General features: G+C 61.1%; 20 protein-coding genes and 1 riboswitch. Of the genes, 10 read left to right on the top strand and 10 right to left on the bottom strand.

Translation table 11 applies throughout. The annotated features are described in order from the left end of the window. Positions 1-93 precede the first annotated feature (93 nt). Entirely contained in the window at positions 94-2,307 is a 2,214-nt protein-coding gene (locus tag J5Y06_RS06340) for a mechanosensitive ion channel domain-containing protein (protein WP_209334174.1), read from the top strand. A gap of 30 nt (positions 2,308-2,337) precedes the next feature. On the opposite strand, the gene J5Y06_RS06335 is transcribed toward J5Y06_RS06340, so the two are convergent. The 6 genes from J5Y06_RS06335 to dctP form a co-directional block, all read right to left on the bottom strand. Further along, complete coding sequence (locus J5Y06_RS06335) at positions 2,338-3,216, bottom strand: potassium channel family protein (RefSeq protein ID WP_209334173.1); 879 nt, start codon at positions 3,214-3,216, stop codon at positions 2,338-2,340. Between the two features lie 140 nt (positions 3,217-3,356). Continuing rightward, entirely contained in the window at positions 3,357-4,874 is a 1,518-nt protein-coding gene (locus J5Y06_RS06330; protein ID WP_209334172.1) for a malonate--CoA ligase, read from the bottom strand. Next, entirely contained in the window at positions 4,867-6,183 is a 1,317-nt protein-coding gene (locus tag J5Y06_RS06325; RefSeq protein WP_209334171.1) for a malonyl-CoA decarboxylase domain-containing protein, read from the bottom strand. Before J5Y06_RS06325 ends, J5Y06_RS06330 begins: the two co-directional genes overlap by 8 nt. 29 nt (positions 6,184-6,212) lie before the next feature. Next, on the bottom strand, positions 6,213-7,529 hold the full coding sequence (locus J5Y06_RS06320; RefSeq protein WP_209334170.1) for a TRAP transporter large permease: 1,317 nt from the start codon (positions 7,527-7,529) through the stop codon (positions 6,213-6,215). Continuing rightward, entirely contained in the window at positions 7,529-8,086 is a 558-nt protein-coding gene (locus J5Y06_RS06315; protein ID WP_209334169.1) for a TRAP transporter small permease subunit, read from the bottom strand. The genes J5Y06_RS06320 and J5Y06_RS06315 overlap by 1 nt, the downstream gene beginning before the upstream one ends. 119 nt (positions 8,087-8,205) lie before the next feature. Then, positions 8,206-9,183, bottom strand: a complete 978-nt coding sequence (gene dctP / locus J5Y06_RS06310) for a TRAP transporter substrate-binding protein DctP (RefSeq protein ID WP_209334168.1) — start codon at positions 9,181-9,183, stop codon at positions 8,206-8,208. 157 nt (positions 9,184-9,340) lie between these two features. Here dctP and J5Y06_RS06305 point away from each other — a divergent pair, with 157 nt between their 5' ends. The 8 genes from J5Y06_RS06305 (at position 9,341) to J5Y06_RS06270 (ending at position 17,086) form a co-directional block, all read left to right on the top strand. Beyond that, positions 9,341-10,003, top strand: coding sequence for a GntR family transcriptional regulator (locus tag J5Y06_RS06305; protein WP_280818997.1), 663 nt, complete (start codon positions 9,341-9,343; stop codon positions 10,001-10,003). Between the two features lie 134 nt (positions 10,004-10,137). After that, entirely contained in the window at positions 10,138-11,094 is a 957-nt protein-coding gene (locus tag J5Y06_RS06300; protein WP_209334166.1) for a TAXI family TRAP transporter solute-binding subunit, read from the top strand. Between the two features lie 143 nt (positions 11,095-11,237). Continuing rightward, entirely contained in the window at positions 11,238-13,361 is a 2,124-nt protein-coding gene (locus J5Y06_RS06295; protein WP_209334421.1) for a TRAP transporter permease, read from the top strand. After that, on the top strand, positions 13,358-13,732 hold the full coding sequence (locus J5Y06_RS06290) for a DUF1850 domain-containing protein (RefSeq protein WP_209334165.1): 375 nt from the start codon (positions 13,358-13,360) through the stop codon (positions 13,730-13,732). Before J5Y06_RS06295 ends, J5Y06_RS06290 begins: the two co-directional genes overlap by 4 nt. Positions 13,733-13,778: 46 nt before the next feature. After that, positions 13,779-13,891, top strand: a riboswitch (TPP riboswitch). Then, positions 13,882-14,490, top strand: coding sequence for a YkoF family thiamine/hydroxymethylpyrimidine-binding protein (locus J5Y06_RS06285; protein ID WP_209334164.1), 609 nt, complete (start codon positions 13,882-13,884; stop codon positions 14,488-14,490). Its footprint overlaps the riboswitch before it by 10 nt. A 30-nt stretch (positions 14,491-14,520) precedes the next feature. Continuing rightward, positions 14,521-15,300 carry an ABC transporter permease gene (locus tag J5Y06_RS06280; protein ID WP_209334163.1) on the top strand — a complete coding sequence of 260 codons (780 nt, stop codon included), beginning with the start codon at positions 14,521-14,523 and terminating at the stop codon, positions 15,298-15,300. Beyond that, positions 15,297-16,073: an ABC transporter ATP-binding protein gene (locus tag J5Y06_RS06275; RefSeq protein ID WP_209334162.1), complete on the top strand. Its 777-nt coding sequence runs from the start codon at positions 15,297-15,299 to the stop codon at positions 16,071-16,073. Before J5Y06_RS06280 ends, J5Y06_RS06275 begins: the two co-directional genes overlap by 4 nt. Then, positions 16,070-17,086 carry an ABC transporter substrate-binding protein gene (locus J5Y06_RS06270; protein WP_209334161.1) on the top strand — a complete coding sequence of 339 codons (1,017 nt, stop codon included), beginning with the start codon at positions 16,070-16,072 and terminating at the stop codon, positions 17,084-17,086. The genes J5Y06_RS06275 and J5Y06_RS06270 overlap by 4 nt, the downstream gene beginning before the upstream one ends. A gap of 76 nt (positions 17,087-17,162) precedes the next feature. Here the strand turns inward: J5Y06_RS06270 and J5Y06_RS06265 are convergent, their stop codons facing one another. Further along, positions 17,163-17,927, bottom strand: coding sequence for a PRC-barrel domain-containing protein (locus J5Y06_RS06265; protein WP_209334160.1), 765 nt, complete (start codon positions 17,925-17,927; stop codon positions 17,163-17,165). Between J5Y06_RS06265 and J5Y06_RS06260 the strand changes: the two genes are divergently transcribed. Then, entirely contained in the window at positions 17,919-18,566 is a 648-nt protein-coding gene (locus J5Y06_RS06260) for a hypothetical protein (RefSeq protein WP_209334159.1), read from the top strand. The genes J5Y06_RS06265 and J5Y06_RS06260 overlap by 9 nt on opposite strands. A 241-nt stretch (positions 18,567-18,807) precedes the next feature. On the opposite strand, the gene J5Y06_RS06255 is transcribed toward J5Y06_RS06260, so the two are convergent. From J5Y06_RS06255 to J5Y06_RS06245, 3 genes are read right to left on the bottom strand one after another with little or no spacing between them, the layout of a single operon-like run. After that, positions 18,808-20,475: an alpha-amylase family protein gene (locus tag J5Y06_RS06255; protein WP_209334158.1), complete on the bottom strand. Its 1,668-nt coding sequence runs from the start codon at positions 20,473-20,475 to the stop codon at positions 18,808-18,810. Beyond that, the gene (locus J5Y06_RS06250) at positions 20,472-22,076 is read right to left on the bottom strand and encodes an alpha-amylase family glycosyl hydrolase (RefSeq protein WP_209334157.1); all 1,605 of its coding nucleotides are present in this window, start codon (positions 22,074-22,076) and stop codon (positions 20,472-20,474) included. Before J5Y06_RS06250 ends, J5Y06_RS06255 begins: the two co-directional genes overlap by 4 nt. Then, entirely contained in the window at positions 22,073-23,176 is a 1,104-nt protein-coding gene (locus tag J5Y06_RS06245; RefSeq protein ID WP_209334156.1) for an SDR family oxidoreductase, read from the bottom strand. The genes J5Y06_RS06250 and J5Y06_RS06245 overlap by 4 nt, the downstream gene beginning before the upstream one ends. Between the last annotated feature and the right edge of the window lie 124 nt (positions 23,177-23,300).

The following is a 23,300-nucleotide window of genomic DNA, read 5'->3' as shown; positions in this document are numbered from 1 at the left end:
GGCGAACGCCCCGGGTTTTGATCCCCAGCCGTTTGACGTAGGAAGGCACCGCAGCCTCATCCGTGCCGAATCGAGAAGCAGATTGCCGCTTTCATGTCTCTGATCTTCCGCACATTGCTTGTTTTCCTGTTCATGACGAGCCCGATCTGGGCACAGATGCCGCAGCCACCAGCAGAGCCCATGCAAGCGGAAGCCGGGGTTGAGGACCTGATCCGGCTCCTGGAAAACGAAACAACGCGCAACCAGCTGATCGAGCGGCTTCGAAGCGCCGAACCGCCCTCTGCCGCAGAAGCGGCGGAGGAGAGCTTCGAGCCAACGATCGCCAGGCAGATCGCGGAATACACCCGCAACATCGCTGAAAGCGCGTCCGACACGGTTGCGGCTGCTGTCGACCTGACCGCAGAGATCGGCGAGGTCGTAGCGCGCTCTACAAGCCAGGACTATGCCCAGTTTTTAAGGGCAATGACCAATGTTGTGGTTCTTGCCCTTGTGCTGCTTGTCGGCTTCTTTCTCCTCCGCGCCGTTGCGACGCGTATCGAACGGGCGCTCGGCGCTCGCGCATCCGGGCGAAGATGGTTGCCGCGGATCGTGGCAGCGGTGATTGCCCTCATCATCGATGCTGGCGCCGTCCTCGCAGCTTGGGCGATGGGCTATGCCGTGTCGCTTTATTTTCTCGGCGGCCCGACTGGCAGCATGGGCATCAATCAGACGCTGCTCTTGAATGCGTTCCTCGTGGTCGAGGCTACCAAAGTGCTCCTTCGGCTGGTTCTGCAGCCAAGCAATGCTTCCTTGCGCTTCGCCGCGATGAGCGACACCACCGCCGCCTACTGGTACTTCTGGGCGTCGCGCCTGGTGGGCCTGATCGGGTATTCGTTCATGTTCTTCGCGCCAATCGTGGCGGATGGCGTAAGCCTGGCGGCGGCCCAGGCGTTGCGCGTCTTGGCGATGCTGACGGCGCTGGTGATCGGCGTGCTGATCATCCTGCAAAACAAGACGGCGGTGCGCCGCGCGCTGAAGTGGCGTGCCGAGAACGGCCGGCATGATGCGCTTTCCCGAACGTTGGCACTGATCGGCGCCTATTGGCACATCCTGGCCATTGCTTACCTTGTCGCGATCTTCGTGGTTTGGCTCGCCAACCCGGAAGAAGCGCTGCCCTTTATGCTTGGCGCCACGGTGCAGTCCATTCTGTCCGTTCTCGTTGGCGTGCTGATCATCTCGTTCATCTCCCGCTTCATCCATGTCGGCGTTCGCCTTCCCGACGACGTGAAAGCACGGCTGCCCCTGCTTGAAGCAAGGCTGCACGCCTTTGTGCCTCGTGTGATGCAAGTCGTCAGGACGGTCGTCCTGATCGGCATCGTGATCGCCATTGCACAGGCTTGGGGATTGATCGACTTCCTGGGCTGGGCGGCCAGCGAAACAGGTCAGCGCGTCACTGGGTCGGTGCTTTCGGCCCTGATCATCCTGTTGGTCGGCTTTGTCATCTACCTCGCCCTTTCCTCATGGGTCGAGTATCGGCTGAACCCCAACTTCGGCACCGTGCCGACAGCGCGCGAAAAGACCCTGCTTTCGTTGTTCCGCAACGCCTCGACCATCGCTCTTGCGGTGTTCGTGGTCATGCTTGCTTTGGCTCAGGTCGGCATCAACATCGCACCGCTGCTTGCCGGCGCGGGTGTTCTGGGTCTCGCCATCGGCTTCGGCGCCCAGAAGTTTGTGCAGGACATCATCACCGGCATCTTCATCCAGTTGGAGAACATCATGAACGAGGGCGACGTGGTGGAAGCCGGCGGGAAGTCCGGCGTGGTCGAGAAGCTGACGATCCGCTCTGTGTCGATCCGCTCGCTCGATGGAACGCTGCATCTCATTCCGTTCTCCTCCGTCGACATGGTGTCGAACTCAATGAAGGGGTTCTCCTTCCACATGGCCGAGATTGGCGTTGCCTATGACAGCGACATCAACAACGTCCGCACGGCCATGCATGAAGCCTTCGATCACCTGATGGAAACGGACTTCAAGGACTCGGTGCTGGAACCGCTGGAGATGCACGGCATCACACTGTTCGGCGACTCTGCCATCACCGTGCGGGCACGCATCAAGACCGCGCCGGGGGCGCAATGGGCGCTCGGCCGCAAATACAACGAGCTCATCAAGGATGCCTTCGATCGTCACGGCATCGAAATCCCCTTCCCGCAGGTCACCTACCACATGGCGGACCCGAACGCGGGCGACATCCTCCCGAAGCCAAGGCGCCAGGTTGCGCAAGGGAGCGATGTTTCAGATCGGCCAACCGTGGACCATCCGGAATCCTGAAGCCTGGGCTGCAGGGCGATCGCCGTGCGATCAGCCCGTGCCTGAATTCGGAATTGCCAGGAGGTGGCCGCAAGCCTTGCAATGAACGGCGTCTGGCTCGTGGCGCAGCAAGGCGCATTGCGGGCAGCGAAACGACACCTTGTAGGGCCGGAATAGGGCCTGCGCGAGCCGCACGAACAGCGAAATGCCCACGATCATCGCGACGATCGAGGTCAGCTTGCCGGCCGTTCCAGGCAGCGTGATGTCGCCAAACCCTGTCGTGGTGATCGTTGCCACAGTGTAGTAGAGCGCGTCCACCCAGCCTTCGATGCCGGAGCCGGGCCTAGCGAAGAAGGTGTAGATGAAGCCGGTGATCACGAACAAGCAGGTGATCAGGTTGATCCCGGCCCGGCCGACATCCTCCCACTCACGGTACCCGCGCCGGCGCAAGGATCGCCAGAAGATGTCGTTTTGCGACAGCGACCAAAGGCGAAGGACCCGCAGGAAGCCGAGGTTAACGAGCCAAAGCGGTGCAAGAAGTGTGGCCAGGACAACAAGGTCCACCAAAACCACGGGCCGTCGCAGCCAGCGTTTGAAGTCATTGGCAGCGAAGGCACGCGCCGCAAGATCGAGTGTCAGGAGCAGCGCCACCGTGTAGTCGAGCCAAAGAAAGGCTTCAAGATCCTGAAGTACGGGGCTCAGGATGAAGAACACGATGATCACGAGGTCGATGCTCGCCACCGCCCATTGAAAGCGGATCGCGCGCCTGTCGGTGCCAATGTAAAGGTCGCGAAGGCGCTGACGCCAGGGAGCGTGGGGTACGCGCTCAGACTTTTGGCCCCGCTGACGCGCTTCAAGCAGCGCCGAAACGGTTGGCTCTGTTGAAGACCGTCGGTCCGGCTCACTGCTTTCTTGATTTTCCACTGTCATCGTATCCGCTCAACCTGCTTGGTGTACCCTCCTGCGAACAAGAGAAACATCCACACTAGCTAGGACGGTCGAGCAGCAGTGTCAGGCAAAAAGAACGGCCGGGCGTTTGGCACCTCCGTTATCGACGCCCGAAGCATCTCTCATCCGGTCGCAAACTGTGCCTTGTAGGTTTCGCGCAGAACGTTCTTTTGGACCTTGCCCATCGTGTTGCGCGGCAGCGCATCCACAACAAAGATCGCCTTTGGCTGCTTGAAGCGCGCCATCCGAGTTCTGATGGAAGCACCCAGCGCATCAGGGTCGAGCGCGGCGCCTTTTTCCGGCACGACGACGCAAGCCACAGCTTCGCCGAAGTCGGGATGCGGCAAGCCGATCACGGCTGATTCCAGCACGCCTGGTTGTTCATCGATGATGAGTTCGATTTCCTTGGGATACACATTGTAGCCGCCGGTGATGATGAGGTCTTTTTGGCGGCCGACGATGCTGACATAGCCGTCCGCGTCGATCTGGCCGATATCACCCGTGATGAAGAACCCGTCGTCGCGCAGTTCCTCCCTCGTTTTCTCCGGCATCTGCCAATAGCCCTTGAAGACGTTTGGGCCGCGCACCTCGATCATGCCGGCTTCCCCCTGAGGCAAAGCTTCGCCGGTGGCCGGGTCGGTGATCTTGAGTTCCACACCCGGCAAGGGCAAGCCAACTGTTCCGGGTCGACGGTCGCCCTCATAGGGATTGGACGTGTTCATGTTGGTTTCGGTCATTCCGTAGCGCTCGAGGATCTTGTGTCCCGTGCGTTTCTCGAAAGCCGTGTGGGTTTCGGCAAGCAACGGCGCCGAACCGGAGGTGAAAAGCCGCATATGTTGAACGAGTGCCCGATCGAAACGGGGCTCGTCCAAAAGCCGAGTGTAGAAGGTCGGCACCCCCATCATGCTGGTGGCCTGTGGCAAGGCGGACAGGACGCTCTCGATCGTAAAGCTCGGCAGGAAGTTCATCGAGCCGCCGCTCAGCAAAACGACGTTCGACGCCACGAACAACCCGTGCGTGTGGAAGATCGGCAGGGCGTGGAGCAACACATCGTCCGCGGTGAACCGCCATTCCCTTACAAGCACCTCGGCGTTCGAAAGGAGGTTGCCCTGGGTCAACATGGCGCCTTTGGAGCGCCCGGTGGTGCCGGACGTGTAAAGGAAAGCCGCAAGGTCATCTTCGCCAAGATCAACCGGCGTGAACCTGTGCTTTGCTTCTTGAGCAAACGATGAGAAGGAGCCGCTGCCATCGGCATCCAGCGTATGGAAACGCGCCCCTGTGCGCTGCGCCACTGGCTGAAGCGTGGCGGCATTGGCGCTGTCGCCCAGCAGCAGCCTTGCGCCGGAGTTTTCCACGAAATACGCCACTTCATCGGCAGTATAGGCTGTGTTCAACGGCAGAAACACGACGCCCGCCGCGACCGCTGCGCCGTAAAGGGCAAGCGCTTCCGGTGACTTCGCAGCCTGCATCGCCAGACGGTCACCTGGCGCGAGACCGATTGCCTGGAGAGCCGCCGCGAAATGGAGCACAAGGTCGTGGAAAGTTCGGCCACTGATGGTCTGGCCTTGCGCGAGATGGAGGAAGGGCGTGTCGCGCTCCGCCAGCGGCGAAAACAGGGCGTCATAGAGCAGGTTAGGCATTCGCTTTTCTTCCCTTTGCCGCCGATGCGGCTCGCGCCAGTGCTTTAATCTCGCGCGAACTCGCCACCACGCGGCCGGTGACAAAGTCTTCGTGGTTCTGTTCCACTGTTCGCAGGTCATAAAGGTAATTGACCATCGCGCCGCAGGATTGGCGCAAACCGTTCGGCGAATTGTCCGCAAGTGCATGCACGTCGTGGATCAACGCGCCATTGCCGAGATGAAAGCGCGCTACCGCGTCCAACGGCAGGCCGTCCGTGCGCTTTGCTTCGGAAAGGTAAAGTGCCGCGAGCTGCCGCGTTTCAGCGCGCAGCTCCTCCAAAGCGCCAGGCTCTTCGCGTGACGCACGGAAGACGCGTCCGGCGCGCTCGTCCCCGTCCTCGGCGCACGCCTCGATCCAGCGCGCCAGCCCGGGAATGGGCGAAAGAGTCACGAAATTGCGCAGAGAGGGAAGTTCAAGGCTGAGTTCCTCCACAACCTGCTTGATCAACGAATTGCCGAAAGAAATACCACGCAGGCCTTCCTGGCAGTTGGAGATCGAATAGAACACGGCAGTATCGGCCGCTTGTGGTTCGACGTGAACACGCGTTTCGGCGAGCAGACCCTGGATGGAGCCCGGAACGGAATTCACCAGCGCGACTTCCACGAAGATCAGCGGATCATCCGGCATCGCGGGGTGAAAAAAGGCGAAGCAGCGACGATCGGGCGGCAGCAGACGGCGACGCAATTCCTCCCAGTTGTTGATGGCGTGCACCGCTTCATACTCGATGATCTTTTCGAGAATGTTGGCCGGCGTGTGCCAGTCGATGTGGCGCAAAAGCAGAAAGCCGCGGTTGAACCACGACTTGAAGAGGTGAACGAAGTCGAGATCCGTTCGCGCAAACTGGGGATGTGTTTTGGTCAGTTGAAGCAGATCGAGCCGCATGCGCACGAGGCGGCCCGTGGCGCCCGGCGCCTGGTTCAATCGGCGCAGCAGTTCTTGGCGGCGCGGCTCTGCGACACTGTGGAGCGCTTCCAAACGGGACCCGTCAGGCTCGTCGCGATACGCCCTCGCTGCCTTTTCCACCGCGTCGGCATCGACGTCGAGCTGTTCGGTCAGGTACTCGAAAAAGGCGATGCGCTCGGCCTCGTTCATTGTCTCGAAGCGTGCCAGGATGGCACCAGCGAGCCGAATTCCCGAGATCTCGCCATGGTTGGACATAAGCGCGTCGCACATCTCGCGGGGCGGCTTGCCAGCCGCGGATGCCTCGGCCCAAGGCCTGCGTTCAAGCAGGGTTGTAAGGAAATCGGCGAAGAAGCTGGTCGTTTTCATGCCTCCGGCCTTTGTTGCGGGACTTGCACTCATATCGCAGGCCCCATGACGACGTCGGGCAGCCATGTTGCGATCTGAGGGACAAAGCACAGGATCACGATGGCCGCGACCATGCAAAGCACATAGGGCATCGATCCCTTGAGGATCGTTTTCAGGGAAATCTCGGGCGCGATGGAGTTGATGACGTAAAGGTTCAAGCCCACCGGCGGCGTGATCAGGCCGATTTCGAGATTGATGGTCAGGATCACCGCGAACCAGTAGGGGTCGAACTGCGCTGCTGTCAGGATGGGCAGCAGGATCGGCGCTGTCATCAGGATCACGGCCACAGGCGGCAGAAAGAAGCCCGCCACCAGCAGAAAGACGTTGATGACGCCCATCAGAACCCAGCGGTTCACGTCCAACTGCGAAATCCATTCCGCAATGGACTGCGTTATGAACAGGCTCGACATCATGTAGGCGAACACGCCGGCCGCAGCCATGATGAAAAGGATCATGACCGACTCGCGCGTGGAGTCGCGCAAGACCGCCCAAAGCGCGGTGGGCTGCCACATGCGGTAGATGATGATTGCCATCAACAGGCACAAAAGCGCGCCCACGGCTGCGGTCTCTGAGGGCGTCGCGATGCCCCCATACATGGCGTAAAGAACACCCGCGATCACAACAAGGAAGGGTACCACGCGCGGCAGAACTTCCAGGCGCTCCCGCAAAGAATAGGTGCGCGGTGACAGAAGGTTTATAGCGCCGCTGCGCCACGTGCTGAAGATTGTCCAGGCCATGAACAATCCGACGAGCAGGACACCCGGCAGGATACCGGCCAGGAACAGTCGACCAATCGACGTTTCGGTGGCGATGCCGTAGACGATCATCGTCACGGATGGCGGGATCAGGATGCCAAGCGTGCCACCGGCGGCAATCGAGCCGGCCGCCACTTCGTCGGAATAACCGCGCCGGCGCATCTCGGGAATGCCCATCTTGCCGATCGCTGCGCAGGTCGCCGGGCTCGAGCCGGACATCGCTGAAAACAACGCGCAGGCGCCCAGATTGGACACCACGAGGCCGCCGGGCACGCGCGTCATCCAGCGCTCGATGGCTTCAAACAGGTCGCCGCCCGCCCGGGTGGAAGCGATGGACGCGCCCATGATGATAAACATGGGGATCGACAGAATCGCAAAGCTGTTGAGATCGGCGAAGTACACTTCTGGCAGCATCTGAAGCGAGCGCGTGCCGTCAAACACAAGAAGAAAAAAGGCCGAAACGATCAGCAGTCCGACCGCCACGGAAGTGCCGGAAAACAGAACCACCACGGTTACCAGGGCAACCAGAAGTCCGAGTGTCAGAGGATCCATCAATCGCGCCCTTTTCCAAACGGCTCGTCAATGCGCAGGTACAGCGCGAAGAAATCGGCCGCGAGCTGAAGGAGATAAAGAACGAAGCCGACCGGCACGGCGAGCCAGGGGATCCAGAGGCGCACGCCCCACACCGTACTAGATTTCCAGTTGCGGTCGAAGGTCTCGTACCAGGTATGGGCGGCATACCAGGCGATGGTGGCAACGACGGCCATGGTGAGGAGCAGCACGAGGTAAGCAAGGGCCCGCCTCACTCCGTATGGCAGCATGGCCGGCACAAGATCGACATTCACATGGCCGCGCAGCTTCTGCACATACGCGAGCCCGATCGTGGTGGTGGCGATCATCATGTAGATCACGACTTCCGTTTGCCAGATCGTGGACTGGCGCAACACGAAGCGCACAAAGATCATGTGGCAGGTGATGAAGATGGACACCACGATCAGCGCAGCCGCGAACCACCCGCACAGAGTGGAGATCTGCCCAATGGCGCGAAGCACGAAGGGCTGGTCACGACGCGCAAGAGAGGGGCTGGCACTCACAACGGAATGAGCCATGCAATGCTTCTCCGGAAACGAAAGGCGGCGCTCGGAAAGGGAGGGGGAACGGGGAGACCCCGTTGCACCCAAAGTTACCGCTTGCAGGAGCGCTGCTGCGGCAGCGCTCCTGCACGGGATCACTTCACCTCGAAGGCCATGTCGAGCAGCTTCTGGCCTTCCGGCACCTCCTCCACAAACGCCTTGTAGGAGGTTTCTTCAGCGAGCTTGCGCCAGGCTTCGAAATTTTCCGGCGTCATGCGGGCGATCTCGACGCCCGCCTTTTCGAACGGCTCAATGGATGCGGCGTCTTCCTTCTTGGCTTCCTCGAGATAAAAGGCCTGCGCCTTTTCGGATGCATCCCGCAAAGCCTGCTGCTGCTCGGGTGTCAGGCCTTCAAAGGTCGATTTGTTGATCAGCAACGGCTGGTACATGAACCAGAGCGCGACATCGCCCGCCGGCGTGTAGCACTTCACCTGCTCATACAAGCGGAACGACACAAAGGAAGACGAGGACGTGTTCATCGCGTCCAGAATGCCCTGCTGCATGCCGCTATACGCTTCCGACGACGGCATCGAGGAGATCGAAGCGCCCGCCCCTTCCAGCATCTGCTCGAAGGCCTTGCCAGCAGCGCGAACGGTCATGCCCTTCACGTCCTCGGGTTTGGTGATGCACTTCTCTTTGGAAGCGAAACCGCCAGCCAGATAGCCATGTACCAGAACCATGACGTCGTCTTCGGCCATGATGTCTTCGAGCGCCTGCATGAACGGGCTTTCGTTCATCCGCGCTGCGTGATCGTGATCTTTCACAAGTCCTGGCATCAGGGTTAGGTTGTATTCCGGCCGCTGCCCGCCCGCGTAAGACAGGGGCAGCACGGTCATGTCGAGCTGGCCGCGCGACAAGGGCTGGTACTGCTCAGTGGCCTTGAACAGCGACGACGACGGGAAGATGCGGATCGACAGGTCGACATTGGCTGCTTCCACATCATCAGCCACCATCTGCGCCACCTTGTGACGAATGTCGTTGGGCGCGAACTGGTGCGACAAACGCAGTTCCGCAGAATGGGCGCCGAAAGCCGCGATGGAAAATGCAGCCGTGGCAAGAAGGTGCTTGATCATTCGATTTCCTCCCAGAAAACGCAGCGGAGCAGCGGCTCCGGTTCAACAGCAGCACAGCCTCCCAACCGCACCGTCGAACGATCCAACCGTGTCTTGCATTTCGTGTCAACCATCTTGTATGCAAGATAGGATCTTTGCTGTGCACGCGGAAAATGCATTGACCAGCCGCTCTGACCTTGTTCGCGAGAAACTTGAAGAAATGATCGTGGAAGGCGCCTTTTCCCAAGGCGAGCGCCTGGATGAAGTAAAGCTGTCACAGCGCTTCGACGTTTCGCGCACCCCCTTGCGGGAGGCCTTTCAAGCCTTGGCCGCGTCAGGCCTGCTGGTGCTCGAACCCCGCCGCGGCGCATTTGTCCGCTTCCCTGCACTCGAAGAAGTCTTCGAAATGTTCGAGGTGATGGCGGAACTGGAAGCGTTCTGCTGCAGGTTGGCAAGCCGCCGCGTGACGCCAGCTTTCCTTGCCGATCTCGAGGAAACCGTGGTGGAATGCCGCCAGGCGGTGGCAAGCGACGACGTCAATCGCTACTACCATGCCAATGAGCGTTTCCACGGGCTCATTTATGAGGCCTCGGGCAACAGCTTCCTTGGAGCCGAAGCGACCCGCCTGCACCGACGTTTGAAGCCTTATCGCAGGCTGCAACTGAACAACCGGGGCCGCATGGCGCATTCCCTTGCGGAACATGGACGCGTCGTGGAGGCCCTGACGCGGGGAGATGCGGAAGCCGCCGCCAATGAGATGCGCGCGCACATCGCGATCCAGGGCGGCAAGTTCAATGACCTGATCGTCAGCTATCGACGGACAGCCCGAAAGGCTGGTTGATTGGCTTCCAAGGCAACGCAGTGGAGGATTTCGGCGCGCTTTCGGTTGACATCTTCGGCATGCTGCTAAAGGCCGGGGTTGGCAAGACGAGGCGAGCCGCTACAGTGGCTCGATCAAAGAAACCGGAGGAAAGAATGCACAAGCTCAAGGCTGGTCTCGCATCCATAGCGATGGCCGTTTCACTCAGCGCTGCGCCTGTCGCGGCACAGGCCCAGGAATTCATCAACGTTCTGACCGGCGGCACGTCGGGCGTGTATTACCCGCTCGGCGTCGCCATGTCGGAAATCTACGGCCGCACCATCGAAGGCGCCCGCACGCAGGTCCAGGCCACCAAGGCCTCGGTGGAAAACCTCAACCTTCTTCAGCAGGGTCGCGGCGAAATCGGCTTTGCCCTGGCAGACTCGGTGAAGCTTGCGGTGGAAGGCAACAAGGAAGCTGGCTTTCCGGCGCCGCTCGACAAGCTGCGCGGCATTGCCGCCATTTACCCGAACTACATCCAGATCGTGGCGAGCAAGGATTCCGGCATTACCACTCTAAACGATCTGAAAGGCAAAAGCCTGTCGGTTGGCGCACCGGCGTCCGGAACCGAGCTCAACGCCCGCGCGATCCTGGAAGCAGCCGGCATGAGCTACGACGATCTCAGCAAGACCGAATACCTGCCTTTCGCTGAATCCGTGGAGTTGATGAAGAATCGCCAGATCGACGCCACCTTGCAGTCTGCAGGTCTGGGCGTTGCATCCATCCGCGACCTTGCCACATCCGTTCCAATCAGCGTCGTGTCGGTTCCAAGCGAGATCGTGGAAAAGATCGGCGCGCCTTATGTCGCGGTGACCATTCCTGCCGGCACGTATGAGGGGCAAACGGAAGATGTGCCGGGTGCGGCCGTGGGCAACATCCTGGTCAGCCACACCGGCGTTTCCGATGACGTCGCCTACCAGATGACGAAGCAGCTTTACGAGAACCTGCCGACGCTGGTGGCTGCGCACGCGGCGGCTAAGATGATCGATCCGGCAAAGGCGCTGGAAGGCATGCCGCTGCCGCTGCATCCGGGAGCCGAGCGTTACTACCGGGAAGTCGGTGTGCTGAAGTAAGCCGACAAGCGCCGGGTCCATCCCGGCGCTTTTTTTCGCGAGCTTTCGACCGCTGTAGGAGCCGTGTCTGAACGATGCGGCGCATGCATCGCTTTTTCGCAGGTCAACTCCTTCCACCAAACGGACCGCCCATGACCACCCCGATGGATGCCGAACTGCAGCGGCCCAACGCTCCTGTTTCCGGCCGCGATGCAGCACACTCGCCTGTTGAAGACCACGGCGAAGGGCTGCCACCAGGCTTCGGGGTTGGCTGGGGTGGGCGCATCGCCTTTTCCATCGCGGTCGTTTTCTCCCTCTTCCAGCTGTGGACGGCCGCCTACGGAACCCTGCCCTCGCAGGTTGTGCGCGCCATGCATGTGGGGTTCCTGCTGCTGCTCGGGTTTGGCCTGTTGGCGACGCTGCGCGCCAGAACAACGGCCGGAAAGGCCTGGTTCTGGTGTCTCGGCGTTCTCGGAATGAGCACCGGCCTTTACAACTGGTACTTCTATGTCGACCTGATCAGGCGTTCCGGCTTCTTGACCCATGCCGATCTGTTCATGGGCGTCCTGCTGCTGGTTCTTGTTTTTGAAGCCGCGCGTCGCCTGATGGGCCTGCCGCTTGCGGTAATTTCAGGCATCTTTCTGGCCTACTGCTTCTTCGGCCAGTTTCTGCCCGCGCCGTTCATCCACCGAGGTTATGATCCGGAGCTGATCATCGAGCATTTCGCCTTCGGCACGGAAGGCATCTACGGCACGCCGATCTATGTTTCGGCAGCCTACATCTTCATCTTCGTGGTGTTTGCAGCCTTTCTCGAGCGCGGCGGCATGATCGCGCTGTTCAATGATTTCGCACTTGGCATGGTGGGTGGAGCGCGCGGCGGCCCGGCGCAGGTCAGCGTGTTGTCGTCGGCCCTGATGGGCACGATCTCGGGCTCGGGCGTTGCCAACGTCGTGGCGTCCGGCCAGTTCACCATTCCCTTGATGAAGCGCTTCGGCTTTTCCCCTGCTTTCGCGGGCGGTGTTGAGGCCACGGCATCCATGGGCGGGCAGCTGATGCCGCCGGTCATGGGTGCTGTCGCCTTCATCATGGCTGAAACGCTGAACGTGCCCTACGCCGCCGTTGTTCAAGCCGCCATCATCCCCGCCATTCTTTACTTCGGCGTCTGCTTCTGGACGGTTTACCTGCAATCCTGCCGATCCGGACTCAGCGGGCTGAGCAAAGCCGAACTGCCGAACCCTTGGAAAGCGGTCCGCGAACACTGGCCGCTGATCCTGCCACTGGCCGCGCTGGTTTGGCTCCTGTTTGCTGGCTATACGCCGATCTTTGCCGGCACGATGGGACTGGCGCTGGTGACGGTGCTGATCCTTGGTGCGCCGCTTGCCGCGCGCATCGGGCCGTTTGCCTTCCGCCTCGTGTTCTGGCTGGTGATCGGGCTTGCCGCCGCGAGCTTCCTCCGCTTTGGCGTCAATCTCCTCCTCGCCGTCATCGTGCTCCTCGTGATCGGCTGCTTTTTCGTGAAAGGCGGCCGCGAAACCGTTTGGCTGTGCCGCGATGCCCTCGCCGAAGGCGCCAAGAACGCCCTGCCGGTCGGGATTGCCTGCGCGATCGTCGGCATCGTGATCGGCACCCTGACGCTGACCGGCATCGCTTCCACCTTCATCGGCGCCGTGATCGCCATTGGTGAGAACAACCTGTTTTTGTCGCTCGTGCTCACCATGATTACCTGTTTGGTGCTGGGCATGGGCATTCCGACGATCCCCAACTACATCATCACGTCCTCCTTGGCCGGTCCCGCCCTTCTGGCGCTCGATGTGCCGCTGCTCGTCAGCCACATGTTCGTGTTCTACTTCGGTATTCTCGCCGATCTGACACCGCCGGTCGCGCTTGCCTGCTTCGCGGCAGCACCGATCGCGAAGGAATCTGGTCTGAAGATCTCGCTGCAAGCGGTGAAGCTTGCGATCGCGGGCTTCGTGGTGCCGTTCATGGCGGTTTATACGCCCGCTCTGATGCTGCAGGACGGCGGGGCGATCGCCGAAGCCTGGGGCTACCCCGTTGAAGTGGCCTATGTGCTCCTGAAAGCGGTGCTCGCCATTGCGCTTTGGGGCGGGGCCTTTGTCGGCTGGTTCTTCGCCCGCCTGTCATGGTGGGAACGGATCTGGGCCTTTTTGGCAGGTGCAAGCCTGGTGCTTGCGCTACCGATAACCGATGAAGTCGGCTTCGCTCTGTCGATCGCCTTCCTTGTTTGGCATGGCTGGCGCTCGCGACAACCATCGCGAGCGGCGGCGTGAGCCTGTGTCTGGCGGCAGGGAGCAAGGTCACCGCGTTCGCCTTCACCGCCTTCACGCTGTCCTGGACCCATTCCGTGGAGCGCGTTCGCTGGGAAGAGGACTGGTATCTCCAAGCGAACAGGCTTGCGATCACCGAAGCGCGAGTTCAAGGGTCCGGCGCCGGAATGGAGCCGGCATCGGACGCCACTCTGATGAACGGCTGGTGGCGCTGGACGCCTGACCTTCCCCCGCAGCGGAGCCTCGTTCTGGCTGCTTCCGGAGCAACAGGAGGCGGCTGGAAGATTTGCAGCCAGGACAAAACCGCGTGCCGCGAGATCGGGAAGCAATCCGCCGATCCGGTTACAATCGCCCCCTGCGATGCGCTCCCTTAAGTCTGCAAGCAGCTCTTGCGCTCCCGCGCGCAACGTGATGTAACTTCGCCCACCACAGGGGTGCTCCGTAACGTCGGGGCTGAGAGCGCAGCGACAAGCTGCGGAACCCTCAAGCTGATCTGGATAATACCAGCGGAGCGAGGCGGACGATGTTTTCTGGCGCACAAATTTCCTTGTATCCGATGGCGGACGATTTCGTCCGCATCATTCTCGGCAGCTTGTCGGCGCTGGATCCCTATCGAAGCCGGTTTCGGATCGAGACCGACGACTTGTCCACGCTCCTTGTCGGCCCGCCGGAAGAGCTGTTCCCGGCCATGCGCGACCTGCATGTCGCTGCATCGCGCAATAACATCCATTGCGTGCTCCATGCGACCGTGTCGCGGGGCTGTCCCGGCGAACCGGACGATCCAATCTGCACACCGATCGAAGGTCGCGAGCACGGTGCACCGCTTGCCACGCGCATCGATGCCGCTTTGGCTGCAGCGCAGGGCGCCCCGGTGCTGAACCAGAATGTGGCAGCCCAGCTGTCTTTGTATCCGCTCGGCGCCGGCCACCACATGGATGAGATCTACGGCTGCATCGACTTCCTGAAGCGCTCGGGCGTGTTCGGCAAATCCAAGAACTTCTGCACGACCCTGCGCGGTGATGCGGGGCCGGTTTTTGCGACATTGGGCGAAGCATTCCTCCGCTTCGGATCACCCGAAGGTCATCTCGCGCTTGATCTCACGGTTTCGGCAAACAGCCCGACAGCCATCTGAAGCAGCGCGTTCCGCGCTGAGTGCCCTCTCATGTCCGAAAATCTATCCTTTCCAGCCAAGGTCGGCCCGGCTGTCGTTGCGGTGGGCGTCGTGGTGCTTGCCTGGCACCTTTACGCCGATCTTTCCGGCATCGGCGTCACGACCCTGCCGTCCCCCTTGCGGGTTGCGCAACAGGCGTGGGTTCACCGGCAGGCGCTGTTCGACAATGCCGTGCCGACCGTCCGTGCGACGCTGTTGGGGTTCGCCTGCTCACTGACGGCAGCCCTTCTCTTGTCCGTCCTGATGGACTTCTCCGGGCTGCTGCGCCGTGCCCTGTTCCCAGTTTTTATCATCAGCCAAACCCTGCCGCTGGTCGCCATTGCACCCTTGGTAGTGCTTTGGTTCGGCTTCGGTCTGTTTCCGAAGATCATGTTGGTGGCACTGGTCACCTTTTTCCCAATGCTCGTCGCGCTGGTGCAGGGCTACGCGGCGACGGAAAAGGAGATTGTTCTGCTTCTGCGCTCCATGGGAGCCAGCCGGTGGGGCGTCTTTCGGCTCGCACGCCTGCCGTCCGCCCTGCCGTTCTTCTTTGCCGGCCTGCGCATCTCGATCACCTATGCCGTTGTGGGTGCGATCTTCGCGGAATATGCCGGCGCTGCCCGAGGCCTGGGCATCTATATTCTCAATGCCAAGAACAACTTCCGACCCGATCTGGTGCTTGCCGCCGTGGGTGTCAGCGCTGGGCTGACGCTGATCCTTTTCGGCTTGACGGTGCTGATCCAGCGAGCCGCCATGCCGTGGATCCGCTTTGATCGGGACCCGGCTCCATGACCGCGGCGGCTCGCCTGCAACTCCGAGGCGTTCAGAAAGCCTTCGGTGAAACGGAAGTCCTGGCCGGCGTCGATCTCCAGGTCCACGAAGGAGAGTTTGTGTCCATCCTCGGCCCTTCGGGGGCCGGCAAGTCGACGCTGTTTCAACTCCTGATCGGCGGCATCAGACCCGATGGCGGCACGATCCACTTCGATCGCGCACCCCTGCACAATGGAACGGCTCGCTTCGCTTTCATGCCGCAACGGGATGCGCTGATGCCCTGGCGGCGCATCCTCGACAACACGACGCTAGGGCTCGAAGTGCAGGGCATGGATCGCCGCGCAGCGCGAGCCAAGGTCGCGCCGCTTTTCGCGGAATTCGGGCTCCAGGGCTTTGAACGTCACTACCCTGCCCAGCTTTCGGGCGGCATGCGTCAGCGGGCCGCTCTTCTGCGCACGATTGTGCAGGATCGCGACATGCTGCTGCTCGATGAGCCATTCGGCGCCCTGGATGCCCTCACCCGCGCGGCCATGCAGCGCTGGCTCCAAACCATGTGGAAGCGTCATCGCTGGACGGCGCTTCTGGTCACCCACGATGTTCGGGAAGCCGTGTTCCTGTCGGACCGCATCTATGTGCTGTCGCCGCGCCCTGCGCGTGTTCTGCACGAATTTCATGTGCCGTTGCCCCGCCCGCGCGACGCTTCTTCATCGAGGCTGGAGGAAGCGAGCCGGATCGAGGCGATGGTGCTCGCCACCCTTTTGACCCCCGAACCTGCCGGAGAACAAAGCTCATGACCTCACTGAACCGTCGCACGGCGCTGATGCTCGGCTTGGCCGCGACCGCATCCTGGACGATCCCCGTAAGAGCGCAACAAGGCAGCCCGGTGAAGGTTGCGCTGGATTGGACCCCAAACACCAACCACATCGGCCTGTTCGTTGCCCGAGACAAGGGCTTCTATGCCGAAGCAGGTCTTGATGTAGAGATCCTGCCATACGGCGACACCAGCGCAGGGGCCCTGATCAGCAACGGCATCGCCGATTTCGGCGTCACGGGCGCACTCGGATTTTTTACGCAAAAAGCAGCCGGTGCAGACCTGAAGGCGGTCTATGCAGTGGTGCAAACCGAAACGGGGCGCCTCGTCTTCAATGCCGACCGCTCTGACATCCAGAGCCCAAAGGATCTTGACGGCCTCACCTATGGCGGCTTCGGCAGCAATTGGGAAAAGGCTCTGATTACGTCGCTGATCCGCAACGATGGCGGGAAAGGCAACTTCGAAACCGTGACACTCGGCACCTCCGCCTACGAGGCGCTTGCCAACCGGGCGATCGACTTCACCTTGGAGGTCTACACCTGGGAAGGGGTCAAGGCGGAACTTGAAGGTCGGCCGCAGCGCGCCTTCCGCTACGCCGACTTCGGAGTGCCAGACCAGCACACGACCTTTCTTGCATCGAGCCCGGATTACCTCGAGGCGAACCCGAAGCAAGCTTCGGCTTTCATTCAGGCAACCCGGCGCGGCTATGCTTTCGCGGTCGACAACCAGGAGGAAGCCGCCGCGATTCTCGTGAATGCCAACAAGGACATGTTCACGGATCCAGCGCTGGTCCGCGCGTCCTTGAAGGCTTTGGTGGAGGGTGATTATCTTGCCCGCGCCGACGGCACGGTTGGCGAAATCGACTCCGCCAAGTTCGAGGCCATGGGTGCGTTCTTGTTTTCGGCCGGGATTCTGCTCGATGCGGATGGACGGCCGCTGGCCGCAGAGCCCACCTTCTCTGACTGGTTCACCAACGAGTTCTTTGCCGCTGGCTGACGATCTGAGAGCTCGAAAAAGGAACGGCCGGTCAACGACCGGCCGTTCCTTTATTTCGTGATTGTCACTTCGGCGCTTACTGCGCGCCGAGTGTCACCGGATGCTCATCCGGCAGCGCCTCGTAGCGGTCAACCGGGAAGTTGGCCATGCCGTCGATCTGACGCTCTGTGACGTTCGGAGCCAAGAGGGTTTCCTGATCCGTCACATAAAGCGAGGACAACGGAACCGCTGCACGGTCCTGACCAAGTCCGAGGAAACCGCCCGACGTCACAACTGCATAAAGGCGGTTATTCACGGTGACCACGTCCTCGATGTCGCCGAGGTTGTTGCCGTTGGCGCCCACGATATCGTAGTTCTTGATGTCGTTGACGGTCAGGGCAACGTCCCGTGAGGAAGCGGATCCGACGGCTTCATTGGCACCTTCTCGCGGCTGGCGCTGAGAAACAGCTGCCGTTTCCTCGTTCGAAGGAGCAGGTTGTCCCTCAGCGCGCTGAGCTGCCGCCTGCTGCCCTTCCTCGAAACGAACTTCCGGCTCACCTTCGGCACGGTTGACGCGAACCTGCGCTTCTTCGGCCGTGTACTGGATGCGTGCCTGCTGTTCATTTTCCTGGATCTGCACAACCGGCTGGCCGGAGCGCTGAATCTGGACATTAGCCTCGGTATCGCTTGCCTGGGTGCGAACCTGCGGCTGGCTGTCGCTGACGCGAACCTGCGGCTCGCCCTGCTCCACCAGAACTTCCGGCTGCGCCTGGCTGACATCAACCTGCGGCTGCGGCATGCGCACGGTGATCTGCGGCTGCGGGATTTCCACAGTCACGATCGGCGCCGGCTGATGCACCATGATTTCCGGCTGCGCCTGGTTCACGCTGACGCGCGGATTGGCCTGGCGAACGGTGACATCGGGCTCCGGCACCTCAACCTGAATGGCTGCGGCATTCTGCTCGACAACAACATCGGCGCCGCCGGTCTGCTGACGCTGAGCCACCTGCTGATCAATACGATCAAGCGCTCGGCGTGCACCCTCGGCGTCCTGCTGTTCAAAGGCAAGTACGGCTGCTCGCAGTGGCTCAACGAAAACCACAAGCGTTTGATTCTGCTGATTCTGTGTCTGCTGCTCGACGTTGCGCTGGGCCTGCTGAAGAACTTGACGGCCGCGGTCCATATCGTTGGCGTCGAGTGCTTCGCGGGCCTGCCGAACCTGCTGCTGAACCTGGCGGTAAGCAGCGTTCTGCTGGCCAGCGCCATTAGTCTGAGTTGCCGCAGCGGGCTGTGTCCCCGTGGCGGGCTGTTGTTGCGCAAACGCGCTAGCCGGCGCAAGAGCAGTGGTAGCCATCAAAGCTGCAACATACATCGTTTTCATGGAATAAGCCTCCATTCAAGTGATCTGATCTGGATGATTGATGCGGTGACCGTTTGCCAACCGCCTCCCCTCCCCAATAATTGCAGGCGGCTTTTGTTCCCGAATTATTTCATTTCATGAGCGTGCGTGAGCATCTACATTATTGAAGTAGCTCATCCAATCATGAGCTCACTGAGAACGTGATAGCCAATATTGATTTAGAAACATCATCATCTTTGATGTTCCTTTCGAAGATCTGCGCAGCCGCGATCGTTGCAGGCGTCACCTGCAAAGGGGCAGAAGCTCCTTGGATGATCGTCAACGTATAAAGAGGAGGGTCGCAGTCCCTCGAGCGGCACGGCGGCAATTGGCTTGACCTGTCCTAGGCGCCTTTAGGCCGGTGCGTGGCGAGGGTGTCCAGTCCGCCAAGACGGAACCAATAATAGCCGTAAGGATCCAGCACCAGGCGATGCAGGCCCTTCTCGTCGGGCTCGCTGGCCACATCGGTTTGGAAACAAACCATGGTTCTCTGCGGCTCGTCCTTCGCCCGCACGTCGAGCATCAACTCGCGGCGCGTGTCGGACAGATTATGGACGAAAACCGTAGCGCTTTCGTGCCAGTCATAGCGCATCGCCACGATCTGAGGGTCTGTTTCAAACACCACGTAGTCGCCCCAGCCGACCTCCGGCACTTCCTTGCGCAAGCGAATGGTGCGCTCCGTCCAGTTGAGGAGCGAGTCCTCCTCCGCCCGCTGCTTTGCGACATTGACATCGCAGTAGCCAAACGGCCCGCCCTCGATCACCGGTCGCTGAAGCTCGTCGCCAGCACTGAAACCTGCATTTTTCTCGTTGGACCATTGCATGGGGGTGCGCGCGGCATCCCGCTCGGGCTGGCTCAGATCATCGCCCATTCCGATCTCGTCGCCATAGCGCAGCACGGGTGTTCCGGGGAGCGTCATCATCAGGCTGACGGCCAGCCGCAGGCGCCGCCCGTCGCCGCTGAGCATCGGTGCAAGTCTCCGGCGGATGCCGCGGCCGTAGAGTTGCATGTCTGGCTCAGGACCGAAGGCTTCAAACACGGCAGCCTTCTGGTCGTCCGGCAAGGCGCCAATGTCGAGTTCATCGTGATTGCGCAGGAAGTTCGCCCATTGCGCGGTCTGCAAGTTGACATGCGACGCTTCCAGCGCCTTGCGCAAGGGCCTGCTGTCCGCTGTCGCCAGCGCATAAAACAGCGCCTGGTTTACCGGGAAGTTGAAGATCATGTGGAGGCGATCACCGGAGTCGCCGAAATAGTGCTGCGCTTCCTGAACCGGGATGTTCGCTTCCGCCAGCAAAACAGCATCGCCCCGTCGCCATTGCGCGAAGGCGCGCAGTTCCCGCAGGAAACCATAGGCCGGTTCCGGGTCTTCGACGTTGATGCCTTCGCGCGCGATCAGGAACGGCACGGCGTCGATGCGGAAGCCGGACACCCCGAGTTCCAGCCAGAAGCCGACGATCTTGAGGATCTCCTGCTGGACAGCCGGGTTCGCGATGTTGAGGTCAGGCTGGAAGTGAAAGAAGCGGTGAAAGTACCAGGATTTGGCTTTCTTGCTGAAGGTCCAGGTGGATTCCTGAACACCCGGAAAGATCACCCCCTTGTGCGCGTCCTTCGGCTTCTCGTCGGCCCAGATATAGAAGTCGCGATAAGGACTTTTCGGATCGGCAATGGCTGTTTGAAACCACGGATGCTCGTCGGATGTATGGTTTACCACAAGGTCCATCATCACGCGGATGCCGCGCTGATGACAGGCGCGCGTAAACTCGACGAAGTCGCCCAGTGTGCCGTAGCGGGGATCGACGCCATAATAATCCGCGATGTCGTAGCCGTGGTCGCGCTTGGGCGATGGTTGAAAGGGAGCGAGCCAGACGGCGGTGACACCCAATCCCTGCAGGTAATCGAGTCGCCTCATGGCGCCGTGGAAGTCGCCGACTCCATCGCCGTCGGAATCCAGAAAACTGTCCAGCGACATCGAGTAGATGATGGCGTTCTTGTACCAGAGGTCGCGGATCATGAACGGATTTCCTCCTTGGCGGCGCGGATCACGAGACCCTGGTCGCCCGCGAGCGTCACCGTACGGGCAAGCTCCTGTGGAGCATCAGCGGCCTGAGCTGCAATCAGCAGCGTTCCGGCCGCAAGTTGGGGCGGCAAGTCGACCTCAGTCGGTTCGGCTGAAAGATTGAGGACAACTCCGATGATTTCGCCCTCAAGCTTTCGCTCAAACGCCAGAACGGAGCCGCGTGAAACAAGCAGCGAATAGCTTCCCTCCTGCAGGATGTCCTCTTCCTGCCGGAGTTGCAGCAGCTTGCGTGTGAAGGCGAGCATGGAGTCGGGATCTGCGGCTGCGGCATCCACGTTTCGTTGCTGCCAATCGCCGGACAAGGGGAGCCAAGGTTCGCTTTGGCTGAAGCCGGCATGTTCGGAACCGTCCCACTGCATGGGCGTGCGCGATGAGTCTCGCAGAAATGCAGCACTGGGCTCGTTTGCCGCCCAAGGATCGCGGATGCGCTCCGGCGGGATTTCGACTTTGCCGATTGCAAGTTCGTCCCCGTAATACAAGGTCGGCGTTCCGCGCAGCGTCAGCAAGAGCATGGTGGCAACCCGCGCCTGGGCCGTTCCGACGCGGGCCGCGATCCGCGGCTGGTCATGATTGCTCAACACCCAGTTCGGCCAGCCACCTTCAGGCAGCGCCGCTTCATAGTCGTCGATGAGCTTGGCGAGCGCATCCGCCTGCCAGGGCGATTGGATCAGCTGAAAGTTGAACGGCAGGTGCACGCCCTCGCCGCTGCGGCCGTAATAGGTCATGAGCTTTTCCACCGGCAGGTATATCTCGCCGATCAGCAGCCGCTCGGGATAAGAGTCGATCACCGACCGCATCTCGGCGATCACCTCATGCACCTCCTCCTGGTCGGCAGAATGGACCTGCAGGTTGCGATCGATGTCGGGCTGCCCCGGCCGGTAGAATGGATTGGGCGGGTTGTCGCGGAACTTGTCATCCTTGATCAGGTGCCAGATCACATCGACGCGAAAACCGTCAACGCCCTTGTCGAGCCAGAAGCGCAGCGTGTCGAGCATGGCGCGACGAAGCTCGGGATTGCGCCAGTTGAGGTCGGGCTGCTGCTTCAAAAATGCGTGGTAGTAGTATTGGCCCGTTGCCTCGTCCAAGGTCCACGCGGGGCCGCCGAAATTGCTGATCCAGTTGTTGGGCGGACCACCATCCGGCGCCGGATCACACCAGATGTACCAGTCGCGCTTGGGATTCTCGCGGCTAGATCGGCTTTCGAGGAACCAGGCATGTTGATCGGAGGTGTGGTTCGGCACGAAGTCCAGCAGGAGCTTCAGTCCGGCATCATGTGCTTCCTCAAGCAGGCGATCGAAGTCGGCGATGTCGCCGAAGATCGGATCGATCGCCCGGTAATCCGAAATGTCATAGCCGAAATCTGCCATGGGAGACTGGAAGATGGGCGACAGCCAGATGGCATTGACCCCCAACTCGGCAAGATATGGGATGCGACGACGAATGCCTCGGAGGTCGCCGATGCCATCCCCGTCGCTGTCCTGAAAGGAGCGAGGGTAGATCTGATAAATCGTGCCGTGTCGCCACCATTTGCTCAAAGCGCTTCCTTTGCGTTTCGCTGATCAGGCCGAGGTTTGAGACGGGTCAGGAAAGGCGCCGCTTCTTGCGCCAGCGGACGTCGACCTTTCCGATCATCGCGGCGGCTGAGAAGCGCCGCGCCGGCAGCGAGCCCCAGTGCCGCCACGGCCAGCAGGTTGCGGTTCATCGTCATCCACAGCATGGGGCTAGAGCGCCGCGCCTCGTTGTCGAAGCGGCCGTGCGCGCCGTGGTCTCCCGGCACCGGCTCGTACAGATTGTTTCGATGGTCCGGTGACTTGGCTTCGGTATCCTGCTGGCCCGAAACGCCGACCCAGCCCAGGTAACGGTCGAGCAAGGGCGACGCTACCATGTCGCCCAGGATGGCTTGCATGGATGGAAAGCCAACCACGACCTGCTTGCGCCTGGTTTTGGCTGCAAACTTGATCGCCCTGGCGGCAATCTCCGGCTGATAGGGTGGACTGGCGGGCTTCGCCTTTTTGGGAAGCGTGTTGCGGATCCAGTCGAACTGGGGCGTGTTGACCCCCGGCAGTTGAACCATCGTCACCTGCACCTTGCTGCCGGCGTGGAACAGTTCCGAGCGAAGAGAATCCTGGAACCCTTGGATCGCGTGCTTGGCGCCGCAATAAGCGGCCTGCAGCGGAATGCCACGATAAGCCAATGCGGACCCGACCAGCACGATCGAGCCACGGTTTCGCGGCAGCATGCGCTTCAAGGCCGCCATCGTGCCATGGACCTGGCCGTGATAGGTGACGTCGGTGACGCGGCGGTAATCAACAAGCGACATGTCGATGAAGCGCGACAGCACGCCGGCAAAGGCCGAGTTGATCCAAATGTCGATCGGCCCAAGTTCCGCTTCTGCGCGGGCGGCTGCAGCTTCCACGGCATCGGGATCGGCCACGTCAGTTTGAAGGATGAGCGGCGTTCCGCCGAGCGCCTCCACCTCGCGCGCCGTCGCTTGCAATCCGTCGATCCCTCGAGCGATCAGACCGATGCGTGCGCCATCGGCAGCATATGCGCGCGCGACGGCGCGCCCCACGCCAGCCGTCGCACCGGTGATCACCACCACTGGACTGCGTCGCCGCCCTTTCTGTTCCGCCATTTCCGCCTCGCCAAAACTGTTCGCATTGCTCGCTTCGAACAGATGGCTCCCGGGCAGGGCGCGACAACCCATTGCAGCCCGAATTTGCGGTGGTGGGCCCCGCCAAACCCACACCAATCCGAGA

Origin of the sequence: Tianweitania sediminis, from assembly GCF_017813335.1 — a bacterium.
Classification (GTDB): Bacteria; Pseudomonadota; Alphaproteobacteria; order Rhizobiales; family Rhizobiaceae; genus Tianweitania; species Tianweitania sediminis.
Note: the sequence above shows the minus strand (reverse complement) of the source record. Positions and strands in the feature narration are given on the sequence as shown.